This window comes from Achromobacter animicus, assembly GCF_040775605.1.
Lineage (GTDB): Bacteria > Pseudomonadota > Gammaproteobacteria > Burkholderiales > Burkholderiaceae_B > Achromobacter > Achromobacter animicus.
The window spans coordinates 2,686,994-2,711,203 of sequence record NZ_JAYGJK010000001.1 but is presented as its reverse complement, the minus strand read 5'-3'; the positions used below and the strand labels follow the sequence as shown (position 1 = coordinate 2,711,203).

Sequence of the window (24,210 nt, the reverse complement as noted above, 5' to 3'; positions counted from 1 at the left end):
GCACGTGCAGCATGCCGGCGCGCCGGACGCCGCGCATCAGCGGCGCCAGCCGCGCCAGGCAAATATCACGCCGACGGCCAGGAGCAGACCGGCCGGCAGCACCCAGACAAAACCTGAGTCCGTATAGACGACCTGTTCAATAGGATCGTAGTAGCGGCCCAACTCGTTGAATTCCCACCGCAGGTACTGCGCGTACCAGGCGTAGAAGCAGACGGCGGACAGGGCCAGGCTTATCAGGGCGGCCACGCGGGCAAACACCACACTGCGATGGGTGCGAACGGCCCCCTTCCAGGCCAGGTAACCGCATCCGGCCACCCCGGCCAACACCATCCAGTCGCCAACCTCAGCGAGCATCATCCGCCTCCAGTTGGGCCAGGAATGCCGCCGCTTCGGCCCACTGATGCTCGCTGAAGACGTGCACCCCCGCGCCGCGCAGCAATTGCGCGGTCACGCCCATGCCGGGCTGACGGCGGCCCGCGAAATGGCCGTCGTAGACGTAACTGCTGCCGCAGGACGGACTGCCCTCTTTCAGGACGGCCATACGAATACCTCGCGCTTGCGCTGCCGCCAGCGCCTCGTGCGCGCCGCGCACGAAAGGCGCCGTCACGTCGTCGCCCGTCACCGCCACGACACGGGCACGGCCCGCCAACACCGAAGCCGCGTTTTCGCCCGGGTCGATCTCCGCCGGGGGCCGCGGGATCGGCATGCCGCCCGCCACCTCGGGACAGACGGCCACGACACGGCCTTCTTCCCGCCAGCGCGCCAGGATGGCATCGCCATGGGGCACGCCGCGTCCGTCGTAACGCACGGGGTTGCCCAGGAGGCAGGAACTGATCAGAACACGATGCATGGGCAGGTGAAATCGGTGGATGAGCGGCCGCGGGCGGCGCGGCCAGGCAGGTGACACGAGCCGGCCCCGCAAGCAAACGGCGCACAAGGCGCCGTCTGAAGCGTTCGTCAGCGCTGACTGACGGCGGGCCGGGCCGATCGCGACGTCAAGCCGCGTCGGTTTTCTTCGCGGTCTTGCGCGGCGCCGTCTTGCGGGCCGTTGTCTTGCGCGCCGCTGTCTTGCGCGCCGGTTCAGGGGCCGGGGCGGTCTCGGCGGCGGGCGCCGCCAGCGTTCCCGCTTGGGCCGACGGGCTCTCCGATTTGGATGGCGCCTTGGCCGTGGTCTTGCGGGCACTGCGGGCGGGTTTGGCGGCGGACTTTGCGGAAGCAGCGTCGGAAGCGGTTTCGGAGGCGGCCCGTGAAGCCTCATCCGACCGGGATCCGGCGGCCGTTCGCGACGCGCCGGCGAAAGGATCTGGCGCCTCGCCCCGGCGTTCGCGTTCGGTGTTGGCCGGCGGCGCGACGAACGTCCACTCGGCCACATTCACCACCGGCGGCGGACCGGAGACCAGCGCCGACTGCGGCGGCGGGGGCGCCGGACGCTTGAAGGCGGGCGGAGCCACGTCTTCGCGCTGGCGAGCCGGCGCCTGCGCCTCGGACGACGTCTGCCTTTCGGATGAAACCTGCGCGCCGGACGAACCCTGCCGTTCCGCCTGAGTCCGCGCTTCGGCCGCACCCTGCCCTTCAGAAGCCCCCCGCCCCTCAACCGAACCTCGCGGCTGACCGGCTCCTTCCAACGACTCCGCATGACTCGACGGCCGGGCATCATCACCCGCCCTCGCGCCCCGACCACGGCGGCCCGAGCGACCCTGACGGCCGTTATCCGACTGTCTGGCGCTGCGCGCCTGCGGCGAGCCGCCGGCAGCATCGCCGCCAGCAACCTGACCCGGCGTCTCCAACACATCCACTACGGTGCCCTCTTCCGTCTGCTGCGGCGCGTCGGGTTGTTTCCACGCATCCGCAGCCTCGGCGAATCCATCCGGCGAGGCGGTCACGGCATCTTCCCGCTCAGTGCCTTCGCCGTGCGAGCCCGCCGTCCGACCGCCCGCCGTCTTGCGTCCGCCACGCGATTTACGTGTGTTCCGGCCGCCAGCGCCCGGCGCGTCAGTGGCATCGGCCACCCCATCTGCCGCCCCGCCATGCGCCTCGCCAGCCTGGGCAGAGGATGCCTCGCCCGAGCCATCACGATAGACATACGTACCCGACTTCTCTTCGCGCCCGACCTCCAGGAACCCACGCGACTGGGCCTCTTCCAGCAGATTGCCGAACGCGCGGAAGCCATAGTAGGACTCGTTGAAATCCGGTTTGCGGCGCTTCAAGGCGTCTTTCAGGGCCGATGCCCAGATCTTGCCGCTGTCGCCGCGTTCGGCCATCAGCGCCTCGAACGTCTCGACCACCATCTCGACCGCCCGCGTCTTGCGGGCGTCCTGCTCTTCCTTGCGGCGGCGCTCCTCGTCGGGCGAGCGGCGCTGGGCGCTAACGCCGCGATTGTCGCGGCGCGCCTCGGCGGTGCGCTGGCCTTCACGGGCCAGATCGTCATAGAAAATGAATTCGTCGCAGTTGGCGATCAGGAGGTCGGACGTGGACTGTTTGACGCCCACGCCGATGACCTTCTTGTTGTTCTCGCGGAGCTTGGACACGAGCGGGGAAAAGTCGGAGTCGCCGCTGATGATGACGAAGGTGTTGACGTGGGACTTGGTATAGCAGAAGTCCAGCGCGTCCACGACCAGGCGGATGTCCGCCGAGTTCTTGCCGGACTGGCGCACGTGCGGGATCTCGATCAGCTCGAAATTGGCCTCGTGCATCGGCGCCTTGAATTCCTTGTACCGCTCCCAGTCGCAATACGCCTTCTTGACGACGATGCTGCCTTTTAGCAGCAGGCGCTCGAGCACCGGCCGGATGTCGAACTTCTGGAATTTGGTGTCGCGCACACCCAGCGCCACGTTCTCGAAGTCGCAGAAAAGCGCCATGCTGACGTTTTCGTTGGGGTTGTTCATGTTCTCTCCAATGCCGCGGTCGGAAGGCCAGGCCCAGGCAATGCCCGGCCTTACACCGCCAGAATTCGCCCATGATATACATTTCCGCTTGGCCTCCCCCTTCATCCGCCCCGAGCCGCCATGACCGACACCCAGCCGCCGCCCGAACTCGTCACCGACCGACTGATGCTGCGCCCCCTGTCCCTGGACGACGCCGACGCCATCCAGCGCACGTTTGCCCAATGGGAGGTCGTGCGCTTTCTGGCCGACAAGGTGCCTTGGCCGTATCCCGACGATGGCGCGCGCCAATTCCTGCAACACGCCGCCCTGCCCGCCATGCGCCGCGGAACGCAATGGCATTGGTCGGTCCGCACGCGCACGCAACCTGACCAGCTGATCGGCGTCGTCAGCCTGATGGACGACGAGCCCGGCAACAACCGCGGCTTCTGGCTGGATCCGGCGCATCAAGGGCGGGGTTACATGACCGAAGCCAGCGCGGCCGTCACGGCGTACTGGTTCAACGTGCTGGGCAAACCGGTGCTGCGCGCGCCCAAGGCCATCGCCAACACGGCCTCGAGGCGGATTTCGGAAAGCAGCGGCATGCGGCTGGTGGGCACCGAAGAACGCGGCTTCGTCAGCGGACGGCATCCCGCCGAGATTTGGGAGATCACGCGCGAGGAATGGTTGGCGCAGCAGGACGCCCCGCGGCAAGCCTAGGCCGTCCCCGATTTGCGCCCGCGAATCGGCGGCGCGCCGCCCGCCTGACTGCCCGATTAAGCCGGCGCTTACCGCCTATTTCGCCCCGCTTTCCGGCCAATTGACCGGCGCTTGCGCTGGCTAGAATTCCCGACAATCCGGCATTCCGCGCGTGGGATGCCATGTTTTCGGGCAAGATCCATGAATCCGTCTACCGTCATCGGCGCCGTTGTCGGCCTGCTCACCCTGATCATCGTGGTGGCACTGTCCGCCAACGACACCAGCCTGTACTTCAACCTGCCGGGCCTGGCGATCGTGCTGGGCGGCACCTGCGCCGCGCTGTTCATTGCGTACCCGCTGCAGGAAGTGGTGCGCGTGTTCAAACTGGTGCGCACGGTGTTCCGCAACGACCAGCACGACCAGCAGCGCGACATCGAGGAACTGGTGTCGATGGCGCAGCTCTGGATGAACGCCGACGTCCACAAGGTCGAACACGAGCTCAAGAAGGTCTCGAACCCGTTCCTGCGCACGGGCGTGCAGCTCATCATCGACAACACGCCTGAAGACCAGATCATCGAACTGCTGAAGTGGCGCGTCGCCCGCCTGCGCGCCCGTGAGCAAGCCGAGGCCCAGATGTTCCGCGTCATGGCCACCTTTGCGCCCGCCTTCGGGATGCTGGGCACGCTGGTTGGCCTGATCAACCTGATGGCCGTCCTGGGCGATGGCAGCATGCAGACCATCGGCCAGCAGCTGGCCATCGGCCTGATGACCACGTTCTACGGCATCCTGCTCGCCAACCTGATCTGCAAGCCGATCGCGCTGAAGCTGGAACGCCGTACGGCGCGTCGCGTGGAATCGATGAACATGGTGCTGCAAGGCATCTCGATGATGTGCGAGAAGCGCGGTCCGGCCATGGTGCGCGAGACCTTGAATTCCTTCGTCATGCACGTCGAAGACGAAATCTACGACGGCGGCGCCGACGCCAAGCCCAAGACCAAGACGGAAGGCCAGGTCAAGCCCGGCGCAACTGCGCCGGCCGCCGGAGCGCCGACCGCCGGAGCGCCGGCCGCCGGCTCGCCCGCCCGCGCCACCGCAGCCGCCTCCGTCTCCATCGCCCGCCCCGCTTCCGCGCGTCAATGAGCCTGATTTCCCCTTCCCTTGCGCAGCGGATCGAGCAGGCCCGCCAGGCGCAACTGCGCGCGCAGAAGGCGTCGGCGGCGAGCGCCTGGCGCCCTAGCGACAGCGACCGCCAGGACCGCTATGCGCGCTGGCACGTCGAAGACGCCGTCGAGCAGGATTCCGAGAATTGGCTGCTGAGCTATCTGGACCTCATCACGCTGCTGCTCGCGATGCTGGTCGTCATGCTGGCCGTCGCCATGTACGGCGGCGGCTCCGGTAAATCCGGCCAGCCCGTCGAGCTGGTCGGTACGCTGGGCGCCAGCGGCCTGCCCAAGTACGACGGCGAGTATTCGGAATTCGAAACCGTGCAGATCCCGGCAAGCTGGTCAGCGCAGCCCACGCCCGGGCCGGCCCTCGCCGCGGCCGCGCCCGCGCTGGCCGAAGACGAAGTTGTCGTGGCTGACGCCGCCCCGCCGCTGACCGCCCCGTCCAAGGAATCGCTGGGCCTGGCGGACCTGGGCAATTCGGTGGACGTGATCGTCAACGAGCAGTCGGTCAGCTTTCGCATCAGCAACGAACTGCTGTTCGCTTCCGGCCAAGCCACGCTCAGCACCGCGGGCCTGGACGTGATCAAGCGCCTGGCCGGCATCCTCAACAAGAACGACTACCAGGTCTCGGTCGAAGGCCACAGCGATCCCGTGCCGATCCTGACCAAGCAGTTCGCGTCGAACTGGGAGTTGTCCAGCAGCCGCGCCACCAGCGTGTTGCGTGAGCTGGTGCGCGATGGCGTGACGCCGCAGCGGCTGCGCGCGGTGGGCTACGCGGAAACGCGCCCGATCGAGTCCAACGACACGGCAGCCGGCCGCGCGGCAAACCGCCGCGTCGAGCTCATCATGGACATTACGCCGCCGCAGGCCAAGACCGCCGCCGCCCCGCAGGCGCCCGCCGCTGGCAAACCGCCCACCGCGCCGCAAGCGGCCGCCCCCGCGGGCACACCGTCCAAGCCGGCGGCGACCCCGTCCACGGCGAAGGCGGCCACACCGGACGCCAAAGCGCCTGCGAACGCCATGACGGCGCCCGCGCCCGCCACCCCGGCGCAATCCTGATCCGCGATTCCTTCCCTTGAAAAAACCGGCGCAAGCCGGTTTTTTATTGCCCGCTTGCCGCACTTTCGCGATGTAAAGGACGCTTGACATACCGCCGTACGGCCGCCAGAATGTCAAGCACGCTTTACATCAACAAGGGCATTCCCATGAATCAACTCCAGGCCAAGCGCCGCTATTTCAAGGAACTGGGCTTCTCGATGGCGCTGTATGCCGTGCTTCTGGCCGGCGCGCTGTGGCTCAGCCTCGACATGCAGCCCGGCGCCCTGCGCACCGTCGTGCTGCTCACGCCCATGCTGGCATTTCTACTGGCGCTGCGGGCCGTGGTGCGCGCCGTGCGCCAGTCCGACGAATTCATCCGCAAGACCACGCTGGAACACCTGGCCATTGCCGCCGCCGTCACCGCCGGCGTCACGTTCACGTATGGCTTTCTGGAAATCGCCGGCTTTCCCAAACTGAGCATGTTCGTGGTCTGGCCGCTGATGGGCGGCGTCTGGGCGTTCACCACCATCGTCGACACGTTGCGCCATCGATGAAAAACTGCATCCGCGAACTGCGTGCCGAGCGCGGCTGGAGCCAGGCCGCGCTGGCCGAACGGCTGGACGTCTCGCGTCAGACCGTCAACGCCATCGAGACCGGCCGATACGATCCGAGCCTGCCGCTCGCCTTCGCCATCGCCCGCGTGTTTGAAACATCCATCGAATCGATCTTTCAGGAAGGCTAAGGCGCAATTTCCGGCATGGCGCCGACGCGGGGATCGGCGTTAACCTAGCGGACCCGCCGTTCGCGGCGACCGCAGTCCCCAAGCGGGAGTCCCCATGCCCTACATGCTGCTGATCGTTGAACCGGTGGGCCAGCGCGCCCAGCGCACGCCCGAGGAAGGCCGCGAGGCCTATGCGCAGATGGTGCGCTACGCCGAATCCCTGCAGTCGCGCGGCCTGCTGACGCGCGCCGAATCCCTCAAGTCCGATGCCGAAAGCGTGCGCCTGCGCATGCGCGACGGGGAACGCCAACTGATGGACGGCCCCTACGCCGAAGCCAAGGAAATGATCGGCGGATTCTTCCTTCTGACCTGCGAGTCGCGCGAAGAAGCGTTGGCGCTGGCCGCCGAATGCCCCGCCGCGCAGTGGGCCACGGTTGAAGTCCGGGAGTTGGGGCCCTGCTTCATGTAGGGCGAGTGACGGCCTGCGCAAATGCGCGGGGCCAGACCGGCCCTGCTTTCCCGGCCGGCCGCCGCCACATCAGCAATTGCCCTTTTTGGCCTGTCCAGGCGGACAGAAGCCGCCCCGGCCGCCGCCGTCATGCGGATCGACGACCACGGAGCCTTGCGGCGTGTACACGGCACAGCCGGACAAGACGGAGACGATGAGGGCAAGACTGCACAGAACTTTCATGGTGTTGCTTCAGGGTGGTTAAGGACGCTGCGAGTGTATGGGACACGCCTGCAACAAGGCCTGGACCTTCGTAACCGGGTGCTAGGCGCCCCAGACACCCCGGCTGACTCAGTATTTTCCCTAGGCACGCTTTGTTGTTGTCGATCCACTGCCGCGCCGTTCGTCGTACCTGTACAAGCGCCCCTTTCGGCCTTGCTATCCCTCCCCTGGAGACCTCAGATGCGATTCATGATCATCGTCCGGGCCACGCCCGACAGCGAAGCCGGCAAGATGCCGGACGACAGCCTGCTTGCCTCGATGGCGACCTATCACGAAGCCCTGGTCAAGGCCGGCGTGTTGCTGGACGCCAATGGCCTGCACCCGACCTCCAAAGGTTGGCGCGTGCAGTACGACGGCAGCGGCGAACGCAAGCTGCTTGACGGTCCGTTTGCCGAAACCAAGGAACTGATCGCCGGCTACACGATGATCCAGGTGCGCTCCCGGGAAGAAGCAATGCAATGGGCGATGCGCTTTCCGACGCCCTTCCCCGGCCAGGACTGCGAGATCGAGGTGCGCCAGGTATTCGAGCTGGACGACTTCGAGCCCAGCAAGGAAGTCGAGCGCTTCCGCCAGATGCCGACGCCGAACGTCTGATCCCCCTGCGTCCCACCCTGAACCATCAAGCGAGACACGCCATGCACAAGCAGATCTTCGTCAACCTGCCCATCAACGACATGCAGAAGTCCCAGGCATTCTTCAAGAAACTGGGCTACAGCTTCAATCCCGACTTCACCAACGACCAGGGCGCCTGCATGGTCGTCGGCGACAACCTTTACGTGATGCTGCTGGTGAAGGATTTCTTCCAGAGCTTTACCGGCAAGCCGGTGGCGGACGCCACGCAGACCACGGAAGTGCTGGTCTGCCTGTCCTGCGAAAGCCGAGCCGAGATCGACGACCTGGTGGCGCGGGCCGTCGCCGCAGGCGGCACGGCGCCGCGCGCGCCGCAGGACCACGGCTTCATGTACGCGCACGGGTTCGAGGACCTGGATGGGCACATCTGGGAGTTCGCCTACATGGTTCCCGGCGAAGCGACCGGCGCATGACGCAGGCGGCCACGCATCGCGCCATCGAGGCGGTCTGGCGGATCGAGGCCGCCAGCGTCATCGCGGGGGTGGCGCGTCTGGTGCGCGACGTGGGGCTGGCCGAAGAGCTGGCCCAGGATGCGCTGGTTGCGGCGCTGGAGCGCTGGCCCCAGACGGGCGTGCCGGACAATCCCGGAGCATGGCTCATGACCACCGCCAAGAACCGTGCGCGCGACCGGCTGCGGCTGGATGCGCTGCACACCCGCAAGCACGAGCAGATCGGCCACGAGCTGGAAGCCTTGCAGGCCGACGTGGAGCCCGACTTCGTCGACGCGCTGGATGCGGCGCGCCAGGACGACATCGGCGACGATCTGCTGCGGCTGGTCTTCACCGCCTGCCATCCGCTGTTGTCCACCGAGGCCCGCGTGGCGCTGACGCTGCGCCTCTTGGGCGGGCTGACGACGGCCGAGATCGCGCGCGCGTTCCTGGCATCGGAATCGACCATCGCGCAGCGCATCGTGCGCGCCAAACGCACGCTGTCCGCCGCCAATGTGCCCTTCGAGGTGCCCTCGGCCGCCGACCGCGCGCCGCGTCTGGCCTCGGTGCTGGAAGTCATCTATCTGATCTTCAACGAAGGCTATTCCGCGACCTCGGGCGATGACTGGATGCGGCCAGGCCTGTGCGACGAAGCGCTGCGCCTGGGCCGCATTCTGGCGGAATTGACGCCGTCGGAGCCTGAGGTGCATGGTCTGGTCGCCCTGATGGAACTGCAGGCGTCGCGCCTGCATGCGCGCACCGATGCCGAGGGCCGGCCGGTGCTGCTGATGGAACAGGACCGCCGCCGCTGGGATCCGCTGCTGATCCGGCGCGGGCTGGCGGCGCTGGACCGGGCCGATGCGCTGGGCGGCGCGCGTGGGCCGTATGCGCTGCAGGCCGGCTTGGCTGCCTGTCACGCGCGGGCCCGTACGCCCGGGGAAACCGACTGGATGCGGATCGTGACGCTGTACGATGCGCTCGCCCAGGCGGCGCCGTCACCCGTGGTCGCGCTGAACCGCGCCGTCGCGATCGGCATGGCCTTCGGCCCGCAGGCCGGCCTGGATCTGGCTGACCAGTTGGCGTCGGAGCCCTCGCTGGCGAACTATCACTGGCTGCCCAGCGTGCGCGCCGACCTGCTGGCCAGGCTGGGCCGCAAGGCCGAAGCCCGCGCAGAATTCGAACGCGCGGCCGGCATGACCCGCAACGCCCGCGAACGCGAGCTGCTGCTGGCGCGCGCGCGGGAAATGTCCGGGGAAACGGGCGACGTCAGCGGCGATTGAGGGAGCCGGACGCTGCCTCGGGCCCGACCGCCTGGCGCCGTTTCAAAACACCGAATTATTAGACGACGTATAATTTTTAACGTCGTTTAATTATTTTGGTTTGATCATGCCCGACTCCCATCTCCTCCTGCCCGGCGCGGACCCCACCGACATCGGCCGCCGCGAACGCAAGCGCCAGCAGACGGTGGACCATCTGACACAGACCGCCTGGCACCTGTTCGAAGCCCTCGGTTACGACGCCGTCACGATGGAGCAGATTGCCGCGCAGGCCGACGTGTCCAAGGGCACGCTCTACAACCACTTTCCCGTCAAGGAGGCGCTGCTGGCGCAACGCTTCCACGGCGAGCTGGCCGGGTCGCTGACGACGCTATGGCCCGCGCTTCAAGCCCTGCCCACCTTTGCCGAACGGCTGACGCGGCTGCTGCACGCATCGGCGGATTGGGCCGAATCGCACCGCGCTTACCTTGGCCCTTATCTGCGTTACCGCTTCGCCACCATGCAGGCGGGCACGCAGAACGACGAGCGCCATTCGCGTAGCGGCCTGCACCGCGTGTTTGCCGCACTGATCCAGAACGCCCAGGCCGCCAACCAGGCCCGGTCCGACATGGACGCCGAACTGCTCGCCCATCATCTTCAGTTCCTTTACCTGGGCGCCCTGCTGCGCTGGCTGGACCAGCCCGGCGCGTCGCTTCAGCAGGAATTCGACGCCGCCATCACCCTGTTCCTGCGCGGTATTGCCGGGAGCGCGGCATGACCGCCCTGGTGCTAGACTGGCCGGCCGCGGCGCAGGCCGGTCCGCAAGCGGCGGGCGGCAAGGGCTGGCAGTTGGGCCGCATGGCGCAATTTGGCGTGCCGGTGCCCGACGGCTTCGTGCTGGCGGCGCAGGCCAGCGCCGGGCACCGGCCCGGCCAGGACCTGCCGCCGGCCATCACGCAAGCGCTGCGCCAGGCGTTGCATGAACGCGGCTGGCTGGACCGTCCCCTTGCGTTGCGCTCGTCGGCGCCGCAAGAGGATTCCGCCGGCGCGTCGTTCGCCGGCATCCATTTGTCCTGCATTAACGTGCGCGGACCCGATGCCGCCGAGCAGGCGCTTGGACGTATCTGGGATTCGCTATGGACGCCGCAGGCGCAGGCTTACCGGCAGCGCCTTGGCCTGCCGATCGACGGCGCGGGCGGCATGGCGGTCGTCGTCATGCCGATGATCGAAGCACAGGCGTCGGGCATCGCCTTCACCATCGACCCCGCCACGGGCCGCCACGACGAGATGATCATCCACGCCAACTAGGGCCTGGGCGAATCGCTCGTGAACGGCGAGGCGGACGGCGATGACTACCGCCTGCGCGAAGACTATCTGCGCCAAGCCTGGCCGGTCGTTTCGCGACGCATCGGCGCGAAACGTCACGCCACGCAGCCCGCCGCCACCGGCGCAGGCACACAGTTGACCGACACGCCCGCCGCCCGCGCCGCGCAAGCCGTGCTGACCGACGCGCAGGCTGAGACGCTGGGCGACATTGCCCGCGACGCCGCCCGCGCATTGGACTACAGCGGCGCGGCGTACGACCTTGAATGGGCCTGGGACGGCGACCGGTTCTGGATCGTGCAGGCGCGCCCGGTGACCGCGTCGGCGCGCCACACCTATCCCGCGCTGCAAGACCAGCCGGATTACTGGTCGCGCGGCAATACCCGCGAGGTCCTGCCGCAAGCCATGTCAGCCCTGGAATGGGACGCGGGCCGCGTCATGGCCCAGCGGATGCTGACCTGCGGCTTCGAGTTGAGCGGTTACCGCACGCTCCCCGGCGTGCCCCTCGCCGCACTGTTCCAGGGGCGCGCCTATCTGAATGCCTCGGTCATCCAATGGGTCGGCCATGACGCGCTGGGCGTCAGTCCGCGCGACATGAACGCGTTGCTGGGCGGCCCGCAGCCCGAGATCCGTGTGCCGCCGGTCACCGCCATGCAGCGGCTGCGGCACGGCCTGCGCATCGTGCGCTATCTGCGCCGGGCCGCGCCGCTGCGCCGCCAGGCCGCCACCGACCTGCCCGGGCTTCTGGCCCGGGCCCAGGATTGGCTGGATGCGCCGCTGCCCGCCTCCGACGCCGCGCTGGGCGCGCAGTTGCGCGAACAGTTCCAGACCGTCCTGGCCGCGGACCAATTGTTCTTCTTGCAGGGTTCAGGCGGCGGTGCGCTGTCCAAGCTGCTCGACATGGTGGAAAAAGCCGTGCCCGGCGAAGGCCACGCGCTGACCGCCGCGCTGATGGCGGGCGGCGATCCCAGCGTCACGGCGCAGCAGGGTTATGCGCTCATGGCGCTGGCGCAATTGGCCGAGCAGGACGCCGAAGCGCTCGCGTGGCTGCGCGGGCCCAACCGCGACGATGCCGCGTGGGGAACGGCACTGCCCAAAGACAGTCCGTTCAGGAACGCCTTTGCCAACTTCCTGCATCGCTACGGCCACCGTGCCGTCTACGAGACCTATCTGCGCAATCCGCGCTGGCGCGAAGCGCCCGGTTATCTGCTGGACAGCATCCTGAACCTGATCGGCGCAGATCCCGCCGCCCTGCGCGCCCGTCAGGACGACGCCGCGCGGCAGGCATGGCAACGCGTGCGCCGCGCGTTGCCGTTCTGGCAGCGCCTGCTCGCCGCCAAGCTGCTCGCGGCATCCCGCCTGGAAGGCAACCAGCGCGAGGCCGCGCGCAGCGTGCTCGTGGCGTATCTGGCCGCGGCCCGCAAGCACGCGCTGGAATTGGGACGGCGCAACGCTGGCCCGGACGGACTGGCGGATGCCGACGATGTGTTCCATCTGAACGCGGCCGAGCTCTTCGCGCTGGCGGACGGCCGGATAGACGCCGCGGCGCTGGGACGGCGCGCCGCGGCCCGGCGCGCGCAATTGCAGGCCTGGACCGCGCTGCCTGACCTCGACGTCATCACCGAATTCGCAAGCCGGACCACGCCGCCGTCCCAGCCGCAACCCGCGTCCGGAGCGGCCACATCGCGAGATTCGTGGCGCGGCACCCCGGTGGCGGGCGGACGCGCACGTGGCCGCGCGTTCGTGGCGCGCACGCCGGACGAAGGCCTGTCCATGCCCGCCGGCGGCATTCTGGTCGCGGCGTCTTCCGACCCCGCGTGGACGCCCCTTTTCCTGCGCGCGGGCGCTGTCGTGATGGAAGTCGGCGGATATCTGTCGCACGCCGCCATCGTGGCGCGCGAATTCGGCGTGCCGGCCGTCGTCAGCGTCCACGGGGTTCTGCAAGGGGTCGCCACCGGCGACATGCTGGAAGTCGATGCCGTGAAAGGCGTAGTCACCCGGCTGCGGGAGGAGGCCCCGGACTGAACCCGCCTACCCTTGCGTCGCCGTCGCCAGTTCGAACTGAAACACCGCCCCGCCCCCTGCTGCGTCCACCAGCCGGATTTCGCTCTGGTGCAGCTGCAGAATCCGCTGCACGATGACCAGTCCCAGTCCGCCGGCCTCGCCCGGCCCGCGGTTCAGCGCCGACGCCCGCGTGAACAGCCCGGCGCGCAACGCCTGCGGAATGCCCGTCCCCGAATCGCTGACCTGCACCTGCACCCGGTTGCGCGACAGGCCAAGCTGCAATGCAATCTGTCCGCCCGGCGGGCTATGCCGGATCGCGTTATCCAGCAGGTTCGTCAGCACGCGTTCGATCAGCCCCAGGTCCGCGCGCACCGGCGGCAGCGCCTGCGCAATGTCCGTGGTCAGATGCTGCTGACGCGCCTCGGCCGCCAGCTCGAACTTCTGCATCACGTCCTGCACCAGTTCCGGCAGCGAAAACGTCTCGGGTTCCAGGCGCACCAGGCCAGACTCCAGCCGCGCCAGTTCGAAGAGTTCCTGCGCCAGCCGGCCGACCTTGCGGCTTTGCGCCAGCGCGATGTCCAGATAGCGGCGGCGTTCGGCGGGATCAAGCGCCTCATCCTTTAAACGCAGCGTTTCCAGATAGCCATGCAGCGACGTCAGCGGCGTGCGCAGGTCGTGCGAAATATTGGCGACCAGATCGCGGCGCTGCTGGTCCTGCCGCGTCAGCTCGCGCCACTGATCCGAGATCCGCCGGCCCATCTGCGCAAACGTGCGCCGCAGCACCGCGATCTCGTCGCCGTTGCGCGCCGATTGGTCCGCCGGCTGTTCCAGCGCGGCCAGCGCCTGGCCGTCGTCGCCGTCAAAGGCGCGCACCGCTCGCGTCAGCGACCGCAACGGCCGCGTGATGAGCGCAAACGCCGCCAGCCCCGCCACCAGCCCCAGCAAGGCCACCAGCGCAATCGACCACAGCGTCGTGCGCAGCACCGACGTGCGCGACACGTCCATCGCCAGCGCATCATGCGCCTGGCCCTGCAACACCACGTAGACATACCCCTGTTCGCGGCCATCCACGCGCACCGGCGCCGCGCTGAACACCTTTTGCGCGTCAAGGCTGCGCGGATCGTCCCCCGTGATGGGCAGCATGCCGCCGGCCAGCAGCCGCTTGACCGGCGCCAGGTCGACGCGATCACGCTTGATCTGCCCGGGCGGCGCGGCGTCGCCGACGATACGGCCATCGTTGGACAGCAGATAGACCTCGACCGCCGGGTTCACCGTCATCAGCATGTCGAACATCGAGCGCACGGCATCCGGCTTCCAGCCGCCCGCATCCATCAGTTCGGTGGACCCCGCGATGTGCTGCGCCAGGCCGCTGGACAGCCGCTGCACGACCTCCTGCTCGTAGCGCGAGTTGGCCGCGATCTGCAGCCACGCGGACGCGCCGCAGCACGCCAACAGCAGCAGCGCAAAAACGCCGGACAGGCGCTGGGTCAACGTGAATCGCTTCATGGCTGCACCCCGGGCGCCGCCGCGAACTTGTAGCCGCGGCCCCAGACCGTCAGGATGCGCTGCGGGTTGGACGGGTCGGCCTCGATCTTGGTGCGCAGCCGGTTGATGTGGGTGTTGACCGTGTGCTCATAGCCTTCGTGCTGATAGCCCCACACCTGATTCAGCAGGTCCATGCGCGAAAACACCTTGTCCGGATGCCGCGCAAAGAAATGCAGCAGATCGAACTCGCGCGGCGTCAGGTCCAGCCGGCGGGCGTCGACATCGACCGTGCGGGCGATCGGATCGATCGACACGCCATGCACGGCCAGGCTGCCGGCGTCCTGGCGGGCGTTACGTTCGATGGCATCACTGCGGCGCAGCAGCGCCCGCACGCGCGCCACCAGTTCCAGCATCGAAAACGGCTTGGCCAGATAGTCGTCCGCGCCCAGTTCCAGGCCCAGGATGCGGTGCACCTCGCTGGACCGGGCGCTGGTGATGATGATGGGGATGTAGCGCGCCATCGCGCGCGCCCGCTTGCAGATTTCCAGGCCGTCGATGCCGGGCAGCATCAGGTCCAGCAGCAGCGCGTCCCAGCCGCCTTCTTCCAGCAGTCGCATGCCCGCGTTGCCGTCGGCCGCGTGTTCCACCGCGTAGCCCTCGTCGCGCAGATGCAGGCGCAGCAGTTCCGCAATGTGGGCGTCGTCTTCAACTATCAGTACGCGGCGGGGCGTATCCATGGGGCAACCTGGGGCGTGATCAATTCGCTTATTGTCGCCAATCGGCGCGGGGCAAAGTTAACGATTAATTTAACTTTGCGTGAGGACTTCGGTATGGGCCAGGAGGAAGAATGCCTCCATCGACAGCCCACCGGAGACCGCCATGCTGGCCCGACCCGCCCTCAACAATACGCCGCTTGCCCCGCCGGTGTCCGCGCTGTCGCCGGCCGCGCCACCGTCCACCGCCGCCGAGTCCGACGGGAAAAAACGGACCAGCCAGCCGGCGCCTCCGGCTATTTCTCCCGTCATCCACCCCCGCTGGCTGCGCGTGACGCATTGGTTGAACGCGCTGGCCGTCGTCGTCATGGTCATGAGCGGCTGGCGCATCTACAACGCCGCGCCATTCTTTGATTTCACCTTTCCCAACGGCATCACGCTGGGCGGGTGGCTGGGCGGCGCGCTGCAATGGCACTTTGCCGGCATGTGGCTGCTATTTGCCAATAGCCTGCTCTACCTGGCGCTGAACGTCGCCACCGGCCGCCTGTGGCGCAAGTTCCTGCCGGTCAGCCCCGGCGGCGTGGTCCGCGACCTGCTGGCCGCGCTGCGCGGCAGGCTCTCGCACGCCGACCCGCGCCGCTACAACCAAGTCCAGCGCCTGGCCTACCTCTTCGTGATGGCCGACATCGCCGTGCTGATCCTGTCCGGACTCGTGCTGTGGAAGTCCGTGCAATTCGACCTGCTGCGCGACCTGATGGGCGGCTATGAAGCCGCACGGCGCGTGCATTTCTTCGCGATGGCCCTGCTGGCCGGCTTCGTCGCCGTGCACTTGGCGATGGTCGCCCTGGTGCCCCGCAGCCTGCTCACCATGATCCGCGGCAAATAAGGAACCCGCCATGACCGAAAAACGCCGCCTCCTGCCGGGCCTGGACGCCCCGCCCATCCTGCGCGAAGCCGGAAAGCTGCTGGACAAGCGCGTCGAGCAACCGTCGCGCCGCGCCTTCCTGCGCCGCGGCCTGACGCTGGGCGGCCTGGCCATGTTGTCCGGGTGCTCGCTGTCCGACGACGAAAGCGTCGAACAGGCGCTGTCGGCCGTCTCCCGCTTCAACGACCGTGTGCAGGGCTGGATCTTCGACCCGGCCAAGCTCGCGCCGACCTATCCCGAATCCATGATCACCCGGCCGTTTCCCTTCAATGCCTTCTACGGCATCGACGACGTGCCCCAGGTGGACGAGGCATCGTTCCGGCTGGAGGTCACCGGCATGGTGGCCGACAAGCGCCGCTGGCGGCTGGACGAACTGCGCGCCATGGCGCAAGTCGATCAAGTCACGCGGCACATCTGCGTCGAAGGCTGGAGCGCCATCGGCAAATGGGGCGGCGTGCCGTTTTCGGCATTCTTGAAGCGTGTGGGCGCCGACCTGTCGGCCAAATACGTCGGCTTCAAGTGCGCCGACGACTACTACACCAGCATCGACATGCCCACCGCGCTGCACCCGCAGACCATCCTGGCCCTCACGTACGACGGCCGGACGCTGCCCCCCGAGTACGGCTTTCCCATGAAGCTGCGCATGCCCACCAAGCTTGGCTACAAGAACCCCAAGCACATCCAGGCGATTTTCGTCACCAACACCTACCCGGGCGGTTACTGGGAGGACCAGGGCTACAACTGGTTCGGCGGCAGCTAGGTGATTTCCCGCTTTTTTTCACTGTCAAAAGGAACGCATCATGAACAAACTCACCACCGCCGCATTGTCCGTGTGCCTGGCCCTCGGCGCCACGGCCGCTTACGCTGCCGACACCATGGGCAAGGAAGGCATGAGCAAAAGCGGCATGTCCAAGGAAGCGCCGGCGCAGGACGGGATGAAGAAGGACGGCGTGTCGCACGATGGGATGAAGAAGGATTCGATGTCGCGCGATGGCATGTCCAAGGGGTCGATGTCGAAGGATTCCAAGTCCCGGGATTCGATGTCGAAAGGGTCGATGTCCAAGGACGGCATGTCGAAAGGCGGCATGTCGAAGGACGGGATGAGCAAGGACGGCATGCAGAAGTAACGCTCGCGCCGGGGCCGCGCCCGCCGGCCCCCGGCTCGAACCATTCGTACGGAACTCGCCATGAACCTCACACGCAGACACTTCCTTGGCCTGGGCGGCGCCGCGGCAGCCGCCGTGGGCATCGCCCCGCTGCTGGTCACGCGCAGCGGCCCGGCGCAAGCCGCCACGCCCGCGGCCAGCTTTCCCTACACCCTCACCGACGCCCAATGGCAAGAGCGCCTGACGCGCGAGCAGTACCAGGTGCTGCGCCGCGACGGCACCGAGCGGCCCTACTCCAGCCCGCTCAACGACGAACACCGCAACGGCACCTTCGCCTGCGCGGGCTGCGAACACCCCTTGTTCTCGTCGTCCACCAAGTTCGATAGCGGCACCGGCTGGCCCAGCTTTTGGCAGCCCCTGCCCGGCGCCGTCGGCGAGACCCGCGACCGCAGCTTCGGGATGACCCGCACCGCCGTGCATTGCGCCAACTGCGGCGGCCACCTGGGGCACGTGTTCGACGACGGACCTCGACCCACCGGCCTGCGCTACTGCATGAACGGCGTGGCCATGACCTTCGCCCCGCAAGCCTGATCCGCCACCGCATCGCTACAAGGACCCGACATCATGTCCAAGCACCCCTCCCTCCGCCGTCTCTGCGCCGCACTTGCCACCGCGGGCGGCCTGATCGCCTCGACCGCGGCGCCCGCCGCTGAACGCGCCTTCATCATTCCCCCGCCCGCTGCGGAGCAGCCCGCTAATGCTTCCGCGGCGCCCGCCACACAGGAGAAAGCCGTCATTGCCGGCGGCTGCTTCTGGGGCGTGCAGGCCGTCTTCCAACACGTCAAGGGCGTCAGCAACGCCGTCTCGGGCTACGCCGGCGGCCAGGCCAACACCGCCAACTACAACGCGGTCAGCAGCGGCCGGACCGGCCATGCGGAAGCGGTGGAAATCACCTACGACCCCAAACAGGTCAGCTACGGACAACTGCTGCAGATCTATTTCTCGGTCGCGCATGATCCCACCCAGCTCAACCGCCAGGGGCCGGATCACGGCACGCAATACCGATCCGCCGTGTTTCCCGCCAACGACAGCCAGCGCAAGGTGGCCGAGGCCTATATTGCGCAGTTGAACAAAACAGGGGTGTATCCGAAGCCGCTGGCAACCACCATCGAACCGCTGCAGGCGTTTTATCCGGCTGAGGACTATCACCAGGACTATCTGGTGCGCAATCCCAACAGCATGTACATCGTGATCAACGATGTGCCCAAGGTGGAGAACCTGGCGAAGACCTTTCCGGATGCATGGCGGGACAAGCCGGTGCTGGTGAGCGCGAAGGACAGATAGCGCTGGAGGGAAGCGCAGGCGCCCCGGGCCGGCCCTATCGTAAACTTCAGCCACTTTGGGATACGGGGGCCGGCCTGCGGAGGTCGCCCCCCGGACACCGTTAACTCTCGAAACTTGGCCCGCGCGCAAGACGCGCCGCCGCTTCGCCCGAGGCCCCGATGGTAGGTTCGCAAGTCCGAGTGACGTTGTCATTGATCGCGCCAGCACTGCTGCTGATCTTCGGACTTACCTTCCTGGCCATCTGGTTCTTCTTCCAACGCAAACGCTTCCTGCTGCACCTTGCCGCAGGCTGTATGACATTTGCCTGTGGGGCGATTTCACAAGTCCTGTACGTACCCCGCGACACGGGTCTCAATGCGCTCGTCTCGGGTTTTCTATACACGGCTGCAGGATGTCTGGTGGTGCGGGGCGTTCTCGAACGCGCACGCATTCGCGTGCCCTGGGCCGCATTTGGCCTGTATGCGGCGGCCATCATGGGCGCGCTCTGGTACTTCTTCTATATCGATCGCAACCTGCTTGTCCGCGTTTATGTGCTGAATGCGGGCTTCGGACTGCTGTTCTGCTTTGCCGCGTGGCGCATGCGGCGATCTTCGCGTCAGCGTCCGGTCGACAAGGCGCTTTTCTTTGTGGTGTTGCTTTTCGGCCTGCATTTTCTGCCGCGCACACTGCTGAGTATGGGGACGCTGGCGCCACAAGGCGCCCTTGCCTTTGCCGACTCGCCGTTTTGGCAGATGTTGCAGCTTTCGCTTGCGGTATTCAGCGTCGCGCTGGCGCTCACGCTGCTGGTTGCGATCGCCGCCGACGCCATTGACGAGGTCCGCAAGGAAGGCGACAACGATTGGCTGACCGGCGTCTATAACCGGCGGGGCTTCGAAGCGCGCGTCCGATCGCACATATCGAATGGCAACGCTGCGGTGGCGCTCATCGTCTGCGATGTCGACAACTTCAAACGCATCAACGACCTGCATGGCCACCAAAGCGGAGACAACGTGCTCAGGCAAGTGGCCAAGGCCCTCAACGACGCGGTGCGCAAGCACGACGTGCTCGGGCGCATTGGCGGCGAGGAATTCGGCATCTTCCTGCCGGCCACCGAGCCGCCCGAGGCCCTGCGCTGCGCGGAGCGCCTGCGCGCAGCCGTTGAACAGAGCGTGCGGGATCCGAGCGACGAAGCGCCGGTCACGATAAGCGCGGGCGTGGCGCACACGGATCGCGCCGAGTCCTGGGAGGTCATGTATCGGCGGGCTGACGCCAAACTGTATCAAGCCAAGCGGGCGGGCCGGAACCGGGTCGAGGCAGAGTAAAATCCGCCCCCCATGCGCTTTTCCGACTTCACCGATCGCCTCACCGCTCTTGGCGCCCTGCCCGTTCATCGTGGGCGGGTCGTGCGCGTCTGGCTGAACGGGCAAGCGCTCGACACCGGCACCCGGCGGCGTAGCGCCGAACACTTCCTGCCTCTGGCTCTACGTGACGCCATCCCCGAGGTGACGGCGGAACTGGACAGTCTTGCCCGGATCCGCTCCGAACACGCGGGCAGCGACGGCTCGCGATTGCTTGTCGAACTGGCCGATGGGCAGATGGTGGAAAGCGTGCTGTTGCCGCGCGATGGCCTGTGCGTTTCCACGCAGGTTGGCTGTGCGGTCGGCTGCCGCTTCTGCATGACCGGCAAGAGCGGGCTGATCCGTCAGGTCACGAGCATGGAAATCCTTGCCCAAGTCGTGCTGGCGCGGCGTCAGCGTGCGGTGAAGAAGGTTGTCTTCATGGGCATGGGCGAACCCGCGCACAACCTGGACAATGTGCTCGAAGCCATCGACCTGCTGGGCACGGAAGGCAATATCGGCCACAAGAACCTCGTGTTCTCGACCGTGGGCGATCAGCGGGTGTTCGACGCCCTGCCGAAACAACGCGTCAAACCGGCGCTGGCGCTGTCGCTGCACACGACCAAGGCCGACCTGCGTGCACACCTGCTGCCGCGCGCGCCAAAAATCACGCCTGAAGCCCTGATTGAACTGGGCGAGCAATACGCTCGCGACACGGATTACCCGATCCAGTATCAATGGACGCTGCTCAAGGGCATCAACGACGGCGACGACGAACTCGATGCCGTCGTACGTCTGCTCAAGGGCAAGTACGGTGTGCTGAACGTCATCCCCTTCAATAGCCTAGAAGGCGATGACTACCAGCGCCCTGATGCCGAGCGCATCCGCGAGATCGTCCGCCATCTGCACGGCCGTGGCGTGCTGGCCAAGGTCAGGAACAGCGCCGGGCAGGACGTGGACGGCGGCTGTGGCCAGTTGCGCGCGCGTGCAGTCGGCGCGGCGCAGGTGGTTGAACTGCGCCGCACGCCGACGTCAGTTGCCCGCGCAACATAAATCCTTGCGCGCGCCTGCGACACGCTCCACGCAAGTCAGGCCGGAAAGGGGCCTTCACACCTGCGCCCGCAACCAATCCGCCACCGCCTGCACGGCCACCGACGCGTCCCGCTCCCCAAACATCGCCAGGTGATACGTATGCCCCTCGATCTCGGGCCCGAACGGCTGCACCAGATGCCCTGCCCGAAGCTCATCGTCCACCAGCGCCAGGCTGACCAACGCAATCCCGTGCCCCGCCACCGCCGCCTGTATGGCGTGCCCTTCATCTGAAAACCGCAACTGCCCGGCCTCGGGCGGCAGCGGACGCCCGGCCACCGCAAACCAGCGCTCCCACGTCGGGTTTTCGGGTTGCGCGCGTTTCCAGTCGAAGCGGATCAGCGGCACCCGCGCCAGATCGTCCGGCGAGACAACGCCCAGGCGCGGATTGGCGACCGGTCCGAATCGATCGGTGAACAACGGCTGCGTCACCAGCCCGGGATACGGACCCCGCCCATACCGGATCGCGATATCAACCGAGGACGAGCGCAGATCGACAAGGTCGTCGCTCGCCTGCAATTGCAGGTCGATGTCGGGATGCTGGCGGCGGAAATCGGCCATGCGCGGCACCAGCCACTTCACGGTAAAGGCATTGGTGGCCGAGATGCTGACCTGCGCCCGCGTGCGCTGTTGCGTCAGCCGCGCCAAGGTCGCCTCGAACTTGTCGAAGCCGTCGCGCAGCACGGGATACAGCTGCGACCCGGTTTCGGTCAACGTGACCTTGCGCACCTGGCGATCGAACAGCGCGAGACCCGTCCCGGCTTCAAGCGCGCGGATCTGATGACTGACGGCAGTCGGGGTGACGGCAAGTTCCTCGGCGGCGGCCTTGAAGCTGCCCAGACGGGCGGCGGCTTCGAAGGCGCGCAGCGCAGAGAGCGGAAGGGATCGGCGATGCATGGGCGGTTGCCTATGGATGAATTTTTCTCGTCTTATAGCTGACAAACGAACCTTTGTCACCGATTCGCCACCACCCTACATTGTCTTCACTCACCGGCACCCCACTCCCCCAATCCCGCCGCTCATAGATGAAGGAATTCGCATCATGCTCAAACAAGTCATCACCCAGCCCGACAACTACGCGCCTTTCCTGCTGTCGCAAGGCATCCAGTTCGGCAATCTGCTCTTCATTTCGGGTCAGGCAGGCGCCGCCGACGACGGGAAGATCGTGGACGGCGGCTTTCTGGCGCAAGGCGAGCAAGCCTTCCAGAACCTGCGCCGCGCGCTGGAAGCCGGCGGTTCCAGCTTGAAAGACGTCATCAAGGTCACGATCTTTGTCACCGATATGGGGCATTTCGACGACGTGGTGGCGCTGCGCCGCAAGTTCTTCTCGGCGCCCTACCCGGCCGACACCATTGCCGAGATCAAGGCCCTGTACGATCCGGCCGCGATGATCGAGATCGAAGCCATCGCGGCGGTCCGCCAACCGGAGGGCCAGTGACATGACCACGCTCGACAATCGTCTGCAGACCAACGCGCCGACGCTTCCCGCCATGCTGTTCACGCCGCTGCGCGTGGGCGCGCTGAACCTGCCCAACCGGCTGGCCGTCGCGCCCATGACACGCGTCAGCGCCACGGCGGACGGCCGAGCCACGGCGCAGATGGCCGACTACTACGAGGCTTTCGCCGCTGGCGGCTTTGGCCTGGTGATCACCGAAGGCATCTATACGGACAAGGCGCATGCGCAGGGCTACCTGTTCCAGCCCGGTCTGGCGGACGATGCGCAGCGTGAGGCATGGCGACCCGTGGTGGATCGTGTGCATGCGCGGGGTGGACGCATCATTGCGCAGCTGATGCATGCGGGCGCGCTGTCGCAGGGCAATCCGCATCGGTCCCGGACCAAGGGACCTTCGGCCGTGCAGCCGGCGGGACAGCAGATGACCTTCTACCGCGGCCAAGGGCCTTACCGGATGCCGGAAGCGATGACGATCGATGAGATTGCCGAGGCGGTCGACGGCTTTGCGCAGGCGGCGCGCCGGGCGCAGGCGGCGGGATTCGACGGCGTGGAGATACACGGCGCCAACGGCTATCTGCTTGATCAGTTCCTCACTGCCCACACCAACCTGCGCGAGGATCGCTACGGCGGCAGCGTGGAAAACCGCCTGCGTCTGACCTTGGACGTGATCCAGGCGGTGCGGCAGTCGACGACAGCGGACTTTGTCGTGGGCGTGCGCAGTTCGCAGGGCAAGGTCAACGACTTCACCCACAAGTGGACGGGCGGCCAGGACGAGGCCGCGCGGATCTTCAGCACGTTGGGCACGCAGCCCGTCGATTACCTGCACACCACCGAGTTCGAGGCCTGGCGCCCCGCATTCGGCGAGGCCGGTCCAAGCCTGGCGGCGCTGGCGCGCAAGCATGTCCCGGTGCCGGTGCTGGCCAATGGTTCGTTGCATGACGCCACGCGGGCCGAAGGCCTGATCGCCCGGCAGGAGGCGGACTTCGTTTCGCTGGGACGCGGCGCGCTCACGCATGCCGACTGGCCGGCCAGACTGCGCACCGGCAAGCCACAGGAGGAATTCGACCGGGGCCTGCTTGCGCCGATTGCCGACCTGGACAACGCGGTCCGCCATCGCGCGCAGGCTCAGGCTGCGTGACACCCGTGACAACCGCGTCACCCGCCCTGCCCGCGCAGTAGGCTACAGTGCTGGGTCGCCCTCAAGGCCCGCGGCGTCATCGCCGCGCATCAACGAATCCAGGAGCAGTACCGCAGTGAACGACACTTCCACGCCGGACACCGATATTTCCGACGCGCCCAAGGAACAGGAAGCCAGGCTCTGGCGCGACGACGGCTGGACCGCGCGCGTCATAAAGAACGAAGACGACGACGGCTGGGCCGTCGAAATGACGCTGGACGGACAGGCCGAGCCCGCGCTGGTCGGCCCGTGGACCATGGGCCGCGACAAGAAGAACCCCAAGCCGCTCGACGCGCCGGCCTTCCACACCCTGGTCAAGACGGCCAACGAAGTCCTGCGCCGCCACGAGCAGCAATTGCACGCCACGCTGCACAAAAGCGTGAAGATCGACACCGACGAAGGTCGCCTGACCATCAAGCTGGACATCGTGCCCGACGAGGACGAGCCCTATGCCACGCTCAGCGCCTACGACGAATTCGGCGATCAGCTCGCGCAGATCCGCGTGCCGCCGACGTACAAGCTGAACGTGCAGCGGGCGTCGGAATGGGCAGCGGGCGGCTTCGCCAGGCAGAGCTGATATTCCCGGCCTGTGAAGACTCCGCCCGAGCACGCGCCACAGCGTGCTCAGGCGGGCGGCTGCCGGGTAGTGAGCTGCCGCTTGTCGTCACATCGCGGCTTCTCTTAGAATGCGGATGATTCTCATTTTTCATGGTGCCGGGATTCTCCAGCCCCGCGACGCGCTGGAG

27 protein-coding genes and 1 pseudogene are annotated in these 24,210 nt (G+C 67.0%); 22 read left to right on the top strand and 6 right to left on the bottom strand.

Annotated features, from left to right (window positions below; all coding sequences use genetic code 11):
* Window positions 1-36: 36 nt before the first annotated feature.
* From AB3147_RS12250 to AB3147_RS12240, 3 genes are all read right to left on the bottom strand, one after another.
* The gene (locus tag AB3147_RS12250) at window positions 37-357 is read right to left on the bottom strand and encodes a hypothetical protein (protein WP_367352037.1); all 321 of its coding nucleotides are present in this window, start codon (window positions 355-357) and stop codon (window positions 37-39) included.
* Window positions 344-850 carry a DUF523 domain-containing protein gene (locus tag AB3147_RS12245; RefSeq protein ID WP_367352036.1) on the bottom strand — a complete coding sequence of 169 codons (507 nt, stop codon included), beginning with the start codon at window positions 848-850 and terminating at the stop codon, window positions 344-346. Before AB3147_RS12245 ends, AB3147_RS12250 begins: the two co-directional genes overlap by 14 nt.
* Window positions 851-995: 145 nt before the next feature.
* Window positions 996-2,885 carry an NYN domain-containing protein gene (locus AB3147_RS12240; protein ID WP_367352035.1) on the bottom strand — a complete coding sequence of 630 codons (1,890 nt, stop codon included), beginning with the start codon at window positions 2,883-2,885 and terminating at the stop codon, window positions 996-998.
* A gap of 120 nt (window positions 2,886-3,005) precedes the next feature.
* On the opposite strand from AB3147_RS12240, the gene AB3147_RS12235 reads away from it, so the two are divergent.
* From AB3147_RS12235 to AB3147_RS12180, 12 genes and pseudogenes are all read left to right on the top strand, one after another.
* Entirely contained in the window at window positions 3,006-3,581 is a 576-nt protein-coding gene (locus AB3147_RS12235; protein WP_367352034.1) for a GNAT family N-acetyltransferase, read from the top strand.
* 180 nt (window positions 3,582-3,761) lie between these two features.
* Window positions 3,762-4,700: a motility protein A gene (locus AB3147_RS12230; RefSeq protein WP_367352033.1), complete on the top strand. Its 939-nt coding sequence runs from the start codon at window positions 3,762-3,764 to the stop codon at window positions 4,698-4,700.
* Window positions 4,697-5,785, top strand: coding sequence for a flagellar motor protein MotB (locus AB3147_RS12225; RefSeq protein ID WP_367352032.1), 1,089 nt, complete (start codon window positions 4,697-4,699; stop codon window positions 5,783-5,785). Before AB3147_RS12230 ends, AB3147_RS12225 begins: the two co-directional genes overlap by 4 nt.
* A 146-nt stretch (window positions 5,786-5,931) precedes the next feature.
* A complete protein-coding gene (locus tag AB3147_RS12220) occupies window positions 5,932-6,318 on the top strand; it encodes a hypothetical protein (RefSeq protein WP_175136724.1) in 387 nt (128 codons plus the stop codon).
* Window positions 6,315-6,506 carry a helix-turn-helix transcriptional regulator gene (locus tag AB3147_RS12215; protein WP_175121827.1) on the top strand — a complete coding sequence of 64 codons (192 nt, stop codon included), beginning with the start codon at window positions 6,315-6,317 and terminating at the stop codon, window positions 6,504-6,506. Before AB3147_RS12220 ends, AB3147_RS12215 begins: the two co-directional genes overlap by 4 nt.
* Window positions 6,507-6,600: 94 nt before the next feature.
* Complete coding sequence (locus AB3147_RS12210; RefSeq protein ID WP_367352031.1) at window positions 6,601-6,954, top strand: YciI family protein; 354 nt, start codon at window positions 6,601-6,603, stop codon at window positions 6,952-6,954.
* Window positions 6,955-7,395: 441 nt separating this feature from the next.
* On the top strand, window positions 7,396-7,809 hold the full coding sequence (locus tag AB3147_RS12205) for a YciI family protein (RefSeq protein WP_367352030.1): 414 nt from the start codon (window positions 7,396-7,398) through the stop codon (window positions 7,807-7,809).
* 41 nt (window positions 7,810-7,850) lie between these two features.
* Window positions 7,851-8,258 carry a VOC family protein gene (locus AB3147_RS12200; protein ID WP_175121831.1) on the top strand — a complete coding sequence of 136 codons (408 nt, stop codon included), beginning with the start codon at window positions 7,851-7,853 and terminating at the stop codon, window positions 8,256-8,258.
* A complete protein-coding gene (locus tag AB3147_RS12195) occupies window positions 8,255-9,553 on the top strand; it encodes an RNA polymerase sigma factor (RefSeq protein WP_367352029.1) in 1,299 nt (432 codons plus the stop codon). The genes AB3147_RS12200 and AB3147_RS12195 overlap by 4 nt, the downstream gene beginning before the upstream one ends.
* A 106-nt stretch (window positions 9,554-9,659) precedes the next feature.
* Window positions 9,660-10,307 carry a TetR/AcrR family transcriptional regulator gene (locus tag AB3147_RS12190; RefSeq protein ID WP_367352028.1) on the top strand — a complete coding sequence of 216 codons (648 nt, stop codon included), beginning with the start codon at window positions 9,660-9,662 and terminating at the stop codon, window positions 10,305-10,307.
* A pseudogene (locus tag AB3147_RS12185) lies at window positions 10,304-11,176 on the top strand (PEP/pyruvate-binding domain-containing protein); the annotation flags it as partial. The gene AB3147_RS12190 and the pseudogene AB3147_RS12185, both read left to right, overlap by 4 nt.
* Before the next feature lie 81 nt (window positions 11,177-11,257).
* Window positions 11,258-12,877 carry a PEP-utilizing enzyme gene (locus AB3147_RS12180; protein ID WP_367353534.1) on the top strand — a complete coding sequence of 540 codons (1,620 nt, stop codon included), beginning with the start codon at window positions 11,258-11,260 and terminating at the stop codon, window positions 12,875-12,877.
* A gap of 6 nt (window positions 12,878-12,883) precedes the next feature.
* Here AB3147_RS12180 and AB3147_RS12175 read toward each other — a convergent pair whose 3' ends face one another.
* Both AB3147_RS12175 and AB3147_RS12170 read right to left on the bottom strand, forming a co-directional pair.
* Window positions 12,884-14,362: a sensor histidine kinase gene (locus AB3147_RS12175; RefSeq protein ID WP_367352027.1), complete on the bottom strand. Its 1,479-nt coding sequence runs from the start codon at window positions 14,360-14,362 to the stop codon at window positions 12,884-12,886.
* On the bottom strand, window positions 14,359-15,078 hold the full coding sequence (locus tag AB3147_RS12170) for a response regulator transcription factor (RefSeq protein ID WP_367352026.1): 720 nt from the start codon (window positions 15,076-15,078) through the stop codon (window positions 14,359-14,361). The genes AB3147_RS12175 and AB3147_RS12170 overlap by 4 nt, the downstream gene beginning before the upstream one ends.
* A 142-nt stretch (window positions 15,079-15,220) precedes the next feature.
* On the opposite strand from AB3147_RS12170, the gene AB3147_RS12165 reads away from it, so the two are divergent.
* The 7 genes from AB3147_RS12165 to AB3147_RS12135 all read left to right on the top strand — a co-directional run bounded on the left by AB3147_RS12165 (window position 15,221) and on the right by AB3147_RS12135 (window position 20,798).
* The gene (locus AB3147_RS12165; protein ID WP_367352025.1) at window positions 15,221-15,940 is read left to right on the top strand and encodes a cytochrome b/b6 domain-containing protein; all 720 of its coding nucleotides are present in this window, start codon (window positions 15,221-15,223) and stop codon (window positions 15,938-15,940) included.
* Between the two features lie 10 nt (window positions 15,941-15,950).
* Window positions 15,951-16,739, top strand: coding sequence for a molybdopterin-dependent oxidoreductase (locus AB3147_RS12160; RefSeq protein ID WP_367352024.1), 789 nt, complete (start codon window positions 15,951-15,953; stop codon window positions 16,737-16,739).
* Between the two features lie 40 nt (window positions 16,740-16,779).
* Window positions 16,780-17,106 (top strand): pentapeptide MXKDX repeat protein, encoded by a 327-nt coding sequence (locus AB3147_RS12155; protein ID WP_367352023.1) that lies wholly within the window; start codon window positions 16,780-16,782, stop codon window positions 17,104-17,106.
* A 60-nt stretch (window positions 17,107-17,166) separates the two neighbouring features.
* Window positions 17,167-17,676: a peptide-methionine (R)-S-oxide reductase MsrB gene (msrB, locus tag AB3147_RS12150; protein WP_175136734.1), complete on the top strand. Its 510-nt coding sequence runs from the start codon at window positions 17,167-17,169 to the stop codon at window positions 17,674-17,676.
* Between the two features lie 33 nt (window positions 17,677-17,709).
* Complete coding sequence (msrA, locus tag AB3147_RS12145; protein ID WP_367352022.1) at window positions 17,710-18,429, top strand: peptide-methionine (S)-S-oxide reductase MsrA; 720 nt, start codon at window positions 17,710-17,712, stop codon at window positions 18,427-18,429.
* A gap of 185 nt (window positions 18,430-18,614) precedes the next feature.
* Window positions 18,615-19,730, top strand: a complete 1,116-nt coding sequence (locus AB3147_RS12140) for a GGDEF domain-containing protein (protein ID WP_367352021.1) — start codon at window positions 18,615-18,617, stop codon at window positions 19,728-19,730.
* A gap of 12 nt (window positions 19,731-19,742) precedes the next feature.
* Entirely contained in the window at window positions 19,743-20,798 is a 1,056-nt protein-coding gene (locus AB3147_RS12135; RefSeq protein ID WP_367352020.1) for an RNA methyltransferase, read from the top strand.
* 54 nt (window positions 20,799-20,852) lie between these two features.
* Here the strand turns inward: AB3147_RS12135 and AB3147_RS12130 are convergent, their stop codons facing one another.
* Window positions 20,853-21,731, bottom strand: a complete 879-nt coding sequence (locus AB3147_RS12130; protein ID WP_367352019.1) for a LysR substrate-binding domain-containing protein — start codon at window positions 21,729-21,731, stop codon at window positions 20,853-20,855.
* 145 nt (window positions 21,732-21,876) lie between these two features.
* Between AB3147_RS12130 and AB3147_RS12125 the strand changes: the two genes are divergently transcribed.
* The 3 genes from AB3147_RS12125 (at window position 21,877) to AB3147_RS12115 (ending at window position 24,041) form a co-directional block, all read left to right on the top strand.
* Window positions 21,877-22,272: a RidA family protein gene (locus AB3147_RS12125; RefSeq protein ID WP_175136739.1), complete on the top strand. Its 396-nt coding sequence runs from the start codon at window positions 21,877-21,879 to the stop codon at window positions 22,270-22,272.
* A 1-nt stretch (window position 22,273) separates the two neighbouring features.
* A complete protein-coding gene (locus AB3147_RS12120) occupies window positions 22,274-23,425 on the top strand; it encodes an NADH:flavin oxidoreductase (RefSeq protein ID WP_367352018.1) in 1,152 nt (383 codons plus the stop codon).
* A 115-nt stretch (window positions 23,426-23,540) separates the two neighbouring features.
* A complete protein-coding gene (locus tag AB3147_RS12115; protein ID WP_175121850.1) occupies window positions 23,541-24,041 on the top strand; it encodes a hypothetical protein in 501 nt (166 codons plus the stop codon).
* Window positions 24,042-24,210 lie beyond the last annotated feature (169 nt).

What these genes read in the sequence shown, in the direction of transcription:
- AB3147_RS12250 (WP_367352037.1), bottom strand. Translation starts at nt 357, where the DNA reads ATGATGCTCGCTGAGGTTGGCGACTGGATGGTGTTGGCCGGGGTGGCC.
- AB3147_RS12245 (WP_367352036.1), bottom strand. Translation starts at nt 850, where the DNA reads ATGCATCGTGTTCTGATCAGTTCCTGCCTCCTGGGCAACCCCGTGCGT.
- AB3147_RS12240 (WP_367352035.1), bottom strand. Translation starts at nt 2,885, where the DNA reads ATGAACAACCCCAACGAAAACGTCAGCATGGCGCTTTTCTGCGACTTC.
- AB3147_RS12235 (WP_367352034.1), top strand. Translation starts at nt 3,006, where the DNA reads ATGACCGACACCCAGCCGCCGCCCGAACTCGTCACCGACCGACTGATG.
- AB3147_RS12230 (WP_367352033.1), top strand. Translation starts at nt 3,762, where the DNA reads ATGAATCCGTCTACCGTCATCGGCGCCGTTGTCGGCCTGCTCACCCTG.
- AB3147_RS12225 (WP_367352032.1), top strand. Translation starts at nt 4,697, where the DNA reads ATGAGCCTGATTTCCCCTTCCCTTGCGCAGCGGATCGAGCAGGCCCGC.
- AB3147_RS12220 (WP_175136724.1), top strand. Translation starts at nt 5,932, where the DNA reads ATGAATCAACTCCAGGCCAAGCGCCGCTATTTCAAGGAACTGGGCTTC.
- AB3147_RS12215 (WP_175121827.1), top strand. Translation starts at nt 6,315, where the DNA reads ATGAAAAACTGCATCCGCGAACTGCGTGCCGAGCGCGGCTGGAGCCAG.
- AB3147_RS12210 (WP_367352031.1), top strand. Translation starts at nt 6,601, where the DNA reads ATGCCCTACATGCTGCTGATCGTTGAACCGGTGGGCCAGCGCGCCCAG.
- AB3147_RS12205 (WP_367352030.1), top strand. Translation starts at nt 7,396, where the DNA reads ATGCGATTCATGATCATCGTCCGGGCCACGCCCGACAGCGAAGCCGGC.
- AB3147_RS12200 (WP_175121831.1), top strand. Translation starts at nt 7,851, where the DNA reads ATGCACAAGCAGATCTTCGTCAACCTGCCCATCAACGACATGCAGAAG.
- AB3147_RS12195 (WP_367352029.1), top strand. Translation starts at nt 8,255, where the DNA reads ATGACGCAGGCGGCCACGCATCGCGCCATCGAGGCGGTCTGGCGGATC.
- AB3147_RS12190 (WP_367352028.1), top strand. Translation starts at nt 9,660, where the DNA reads ATGCCCGACTCCCATCTCCTCCTGCCCGGCGCGGACCCCACCGACATC.
- AB3147_RS12180 (WP_367353534.1), top strand. Translation starts at nt 11,258, where the DNA reads ATGTCAGCCCTGGAATGGGACGCGGGCCGCGTCATGGCCCAGCGGATG.
- AB3147_RS12175 (WP_367352027.1), bottom strand. Translation starts at nt 14,362, where the DNA reads ATGAAGCGATTCACGTTGACCCAGCGCCTGTCCGGCGTTTTTGCGCTG.
- AB3147_RS12170 (WP_367352026.1), bottom strand. Translation starts at nt 15,078, where the DNA reads ATGGATACGCCCCGCCGCGTACTGATAGTTGAAGACGACGCCCACATT.
- AB3147_RS12165 (WP_367352025.1), top strand. Translation starts at nt 15,221, where the DNA reads ATGCTGGCCCGACCCGCCCTCAACAATACGCCGCTTGCCCCGCCGGTG.
- AB3147_RS12160 (WP_367352024.1), top strand. Translation starts at nt 15,951, where the DNA reads ATGACCGAAAAACGCCGCCTCCTGCCGGGCCTGGACGCCCCGCCCATC.
- AB3147_RS12155 (WP_367352023.1), top strand. Translation starts at nt 16,780, where the DNA reads ATGAACAAACTCACCACCGCCGCATTGTCCGTGTGCCTGGCCCTCGGC.
- msrB (WP_175136734.1), top strand. Translation starts at nt 17,167, where the DNA reads ATGAACCTCACACGCAGACACTTCCTTGGCCTGGGCGGCGCCGCGGCA.
- msrA (WP_367352022.1), top strand. Translation starts at nt 17,710, where the DNA reads ATGTCCAAGCACCCCTCCCTCCGCCGTCTCTGCGCCGCACTTGCCACC.
- AB3147_RS12135 (WP_367352020.1), top strand. Translation starts at nt 19,743, where the DNA reads ATGCGCTTTTCCGACTTCACCGATCGCCTCACCGCTCTTGGCGCCCTG.
- AB3147_RS12130 (WP_367352019.1), bottom strand. Translation starts at nt 21,731, where the DNA reads ATGCATCGCCGATCCCTTCCGCTCTCTGCGCTGCGCGCCTTCGAAGCC.
- AB3147_RS12125 (WP_175136739.1), top strand. Translation starts at nt 21,877, where the DNA reads ATGCTCAAACAAGTCATCACCCAGCCCGACAACTACGCGCCTTTCCTG.
- AB3147_RS12120 (WP_367352018.1), top strand. Translation starts at nt 22,274, where the DNA reads ATGACCACGCTCGACAATCGTCTGCAGACCAACGCGCCGACGCTTCCC.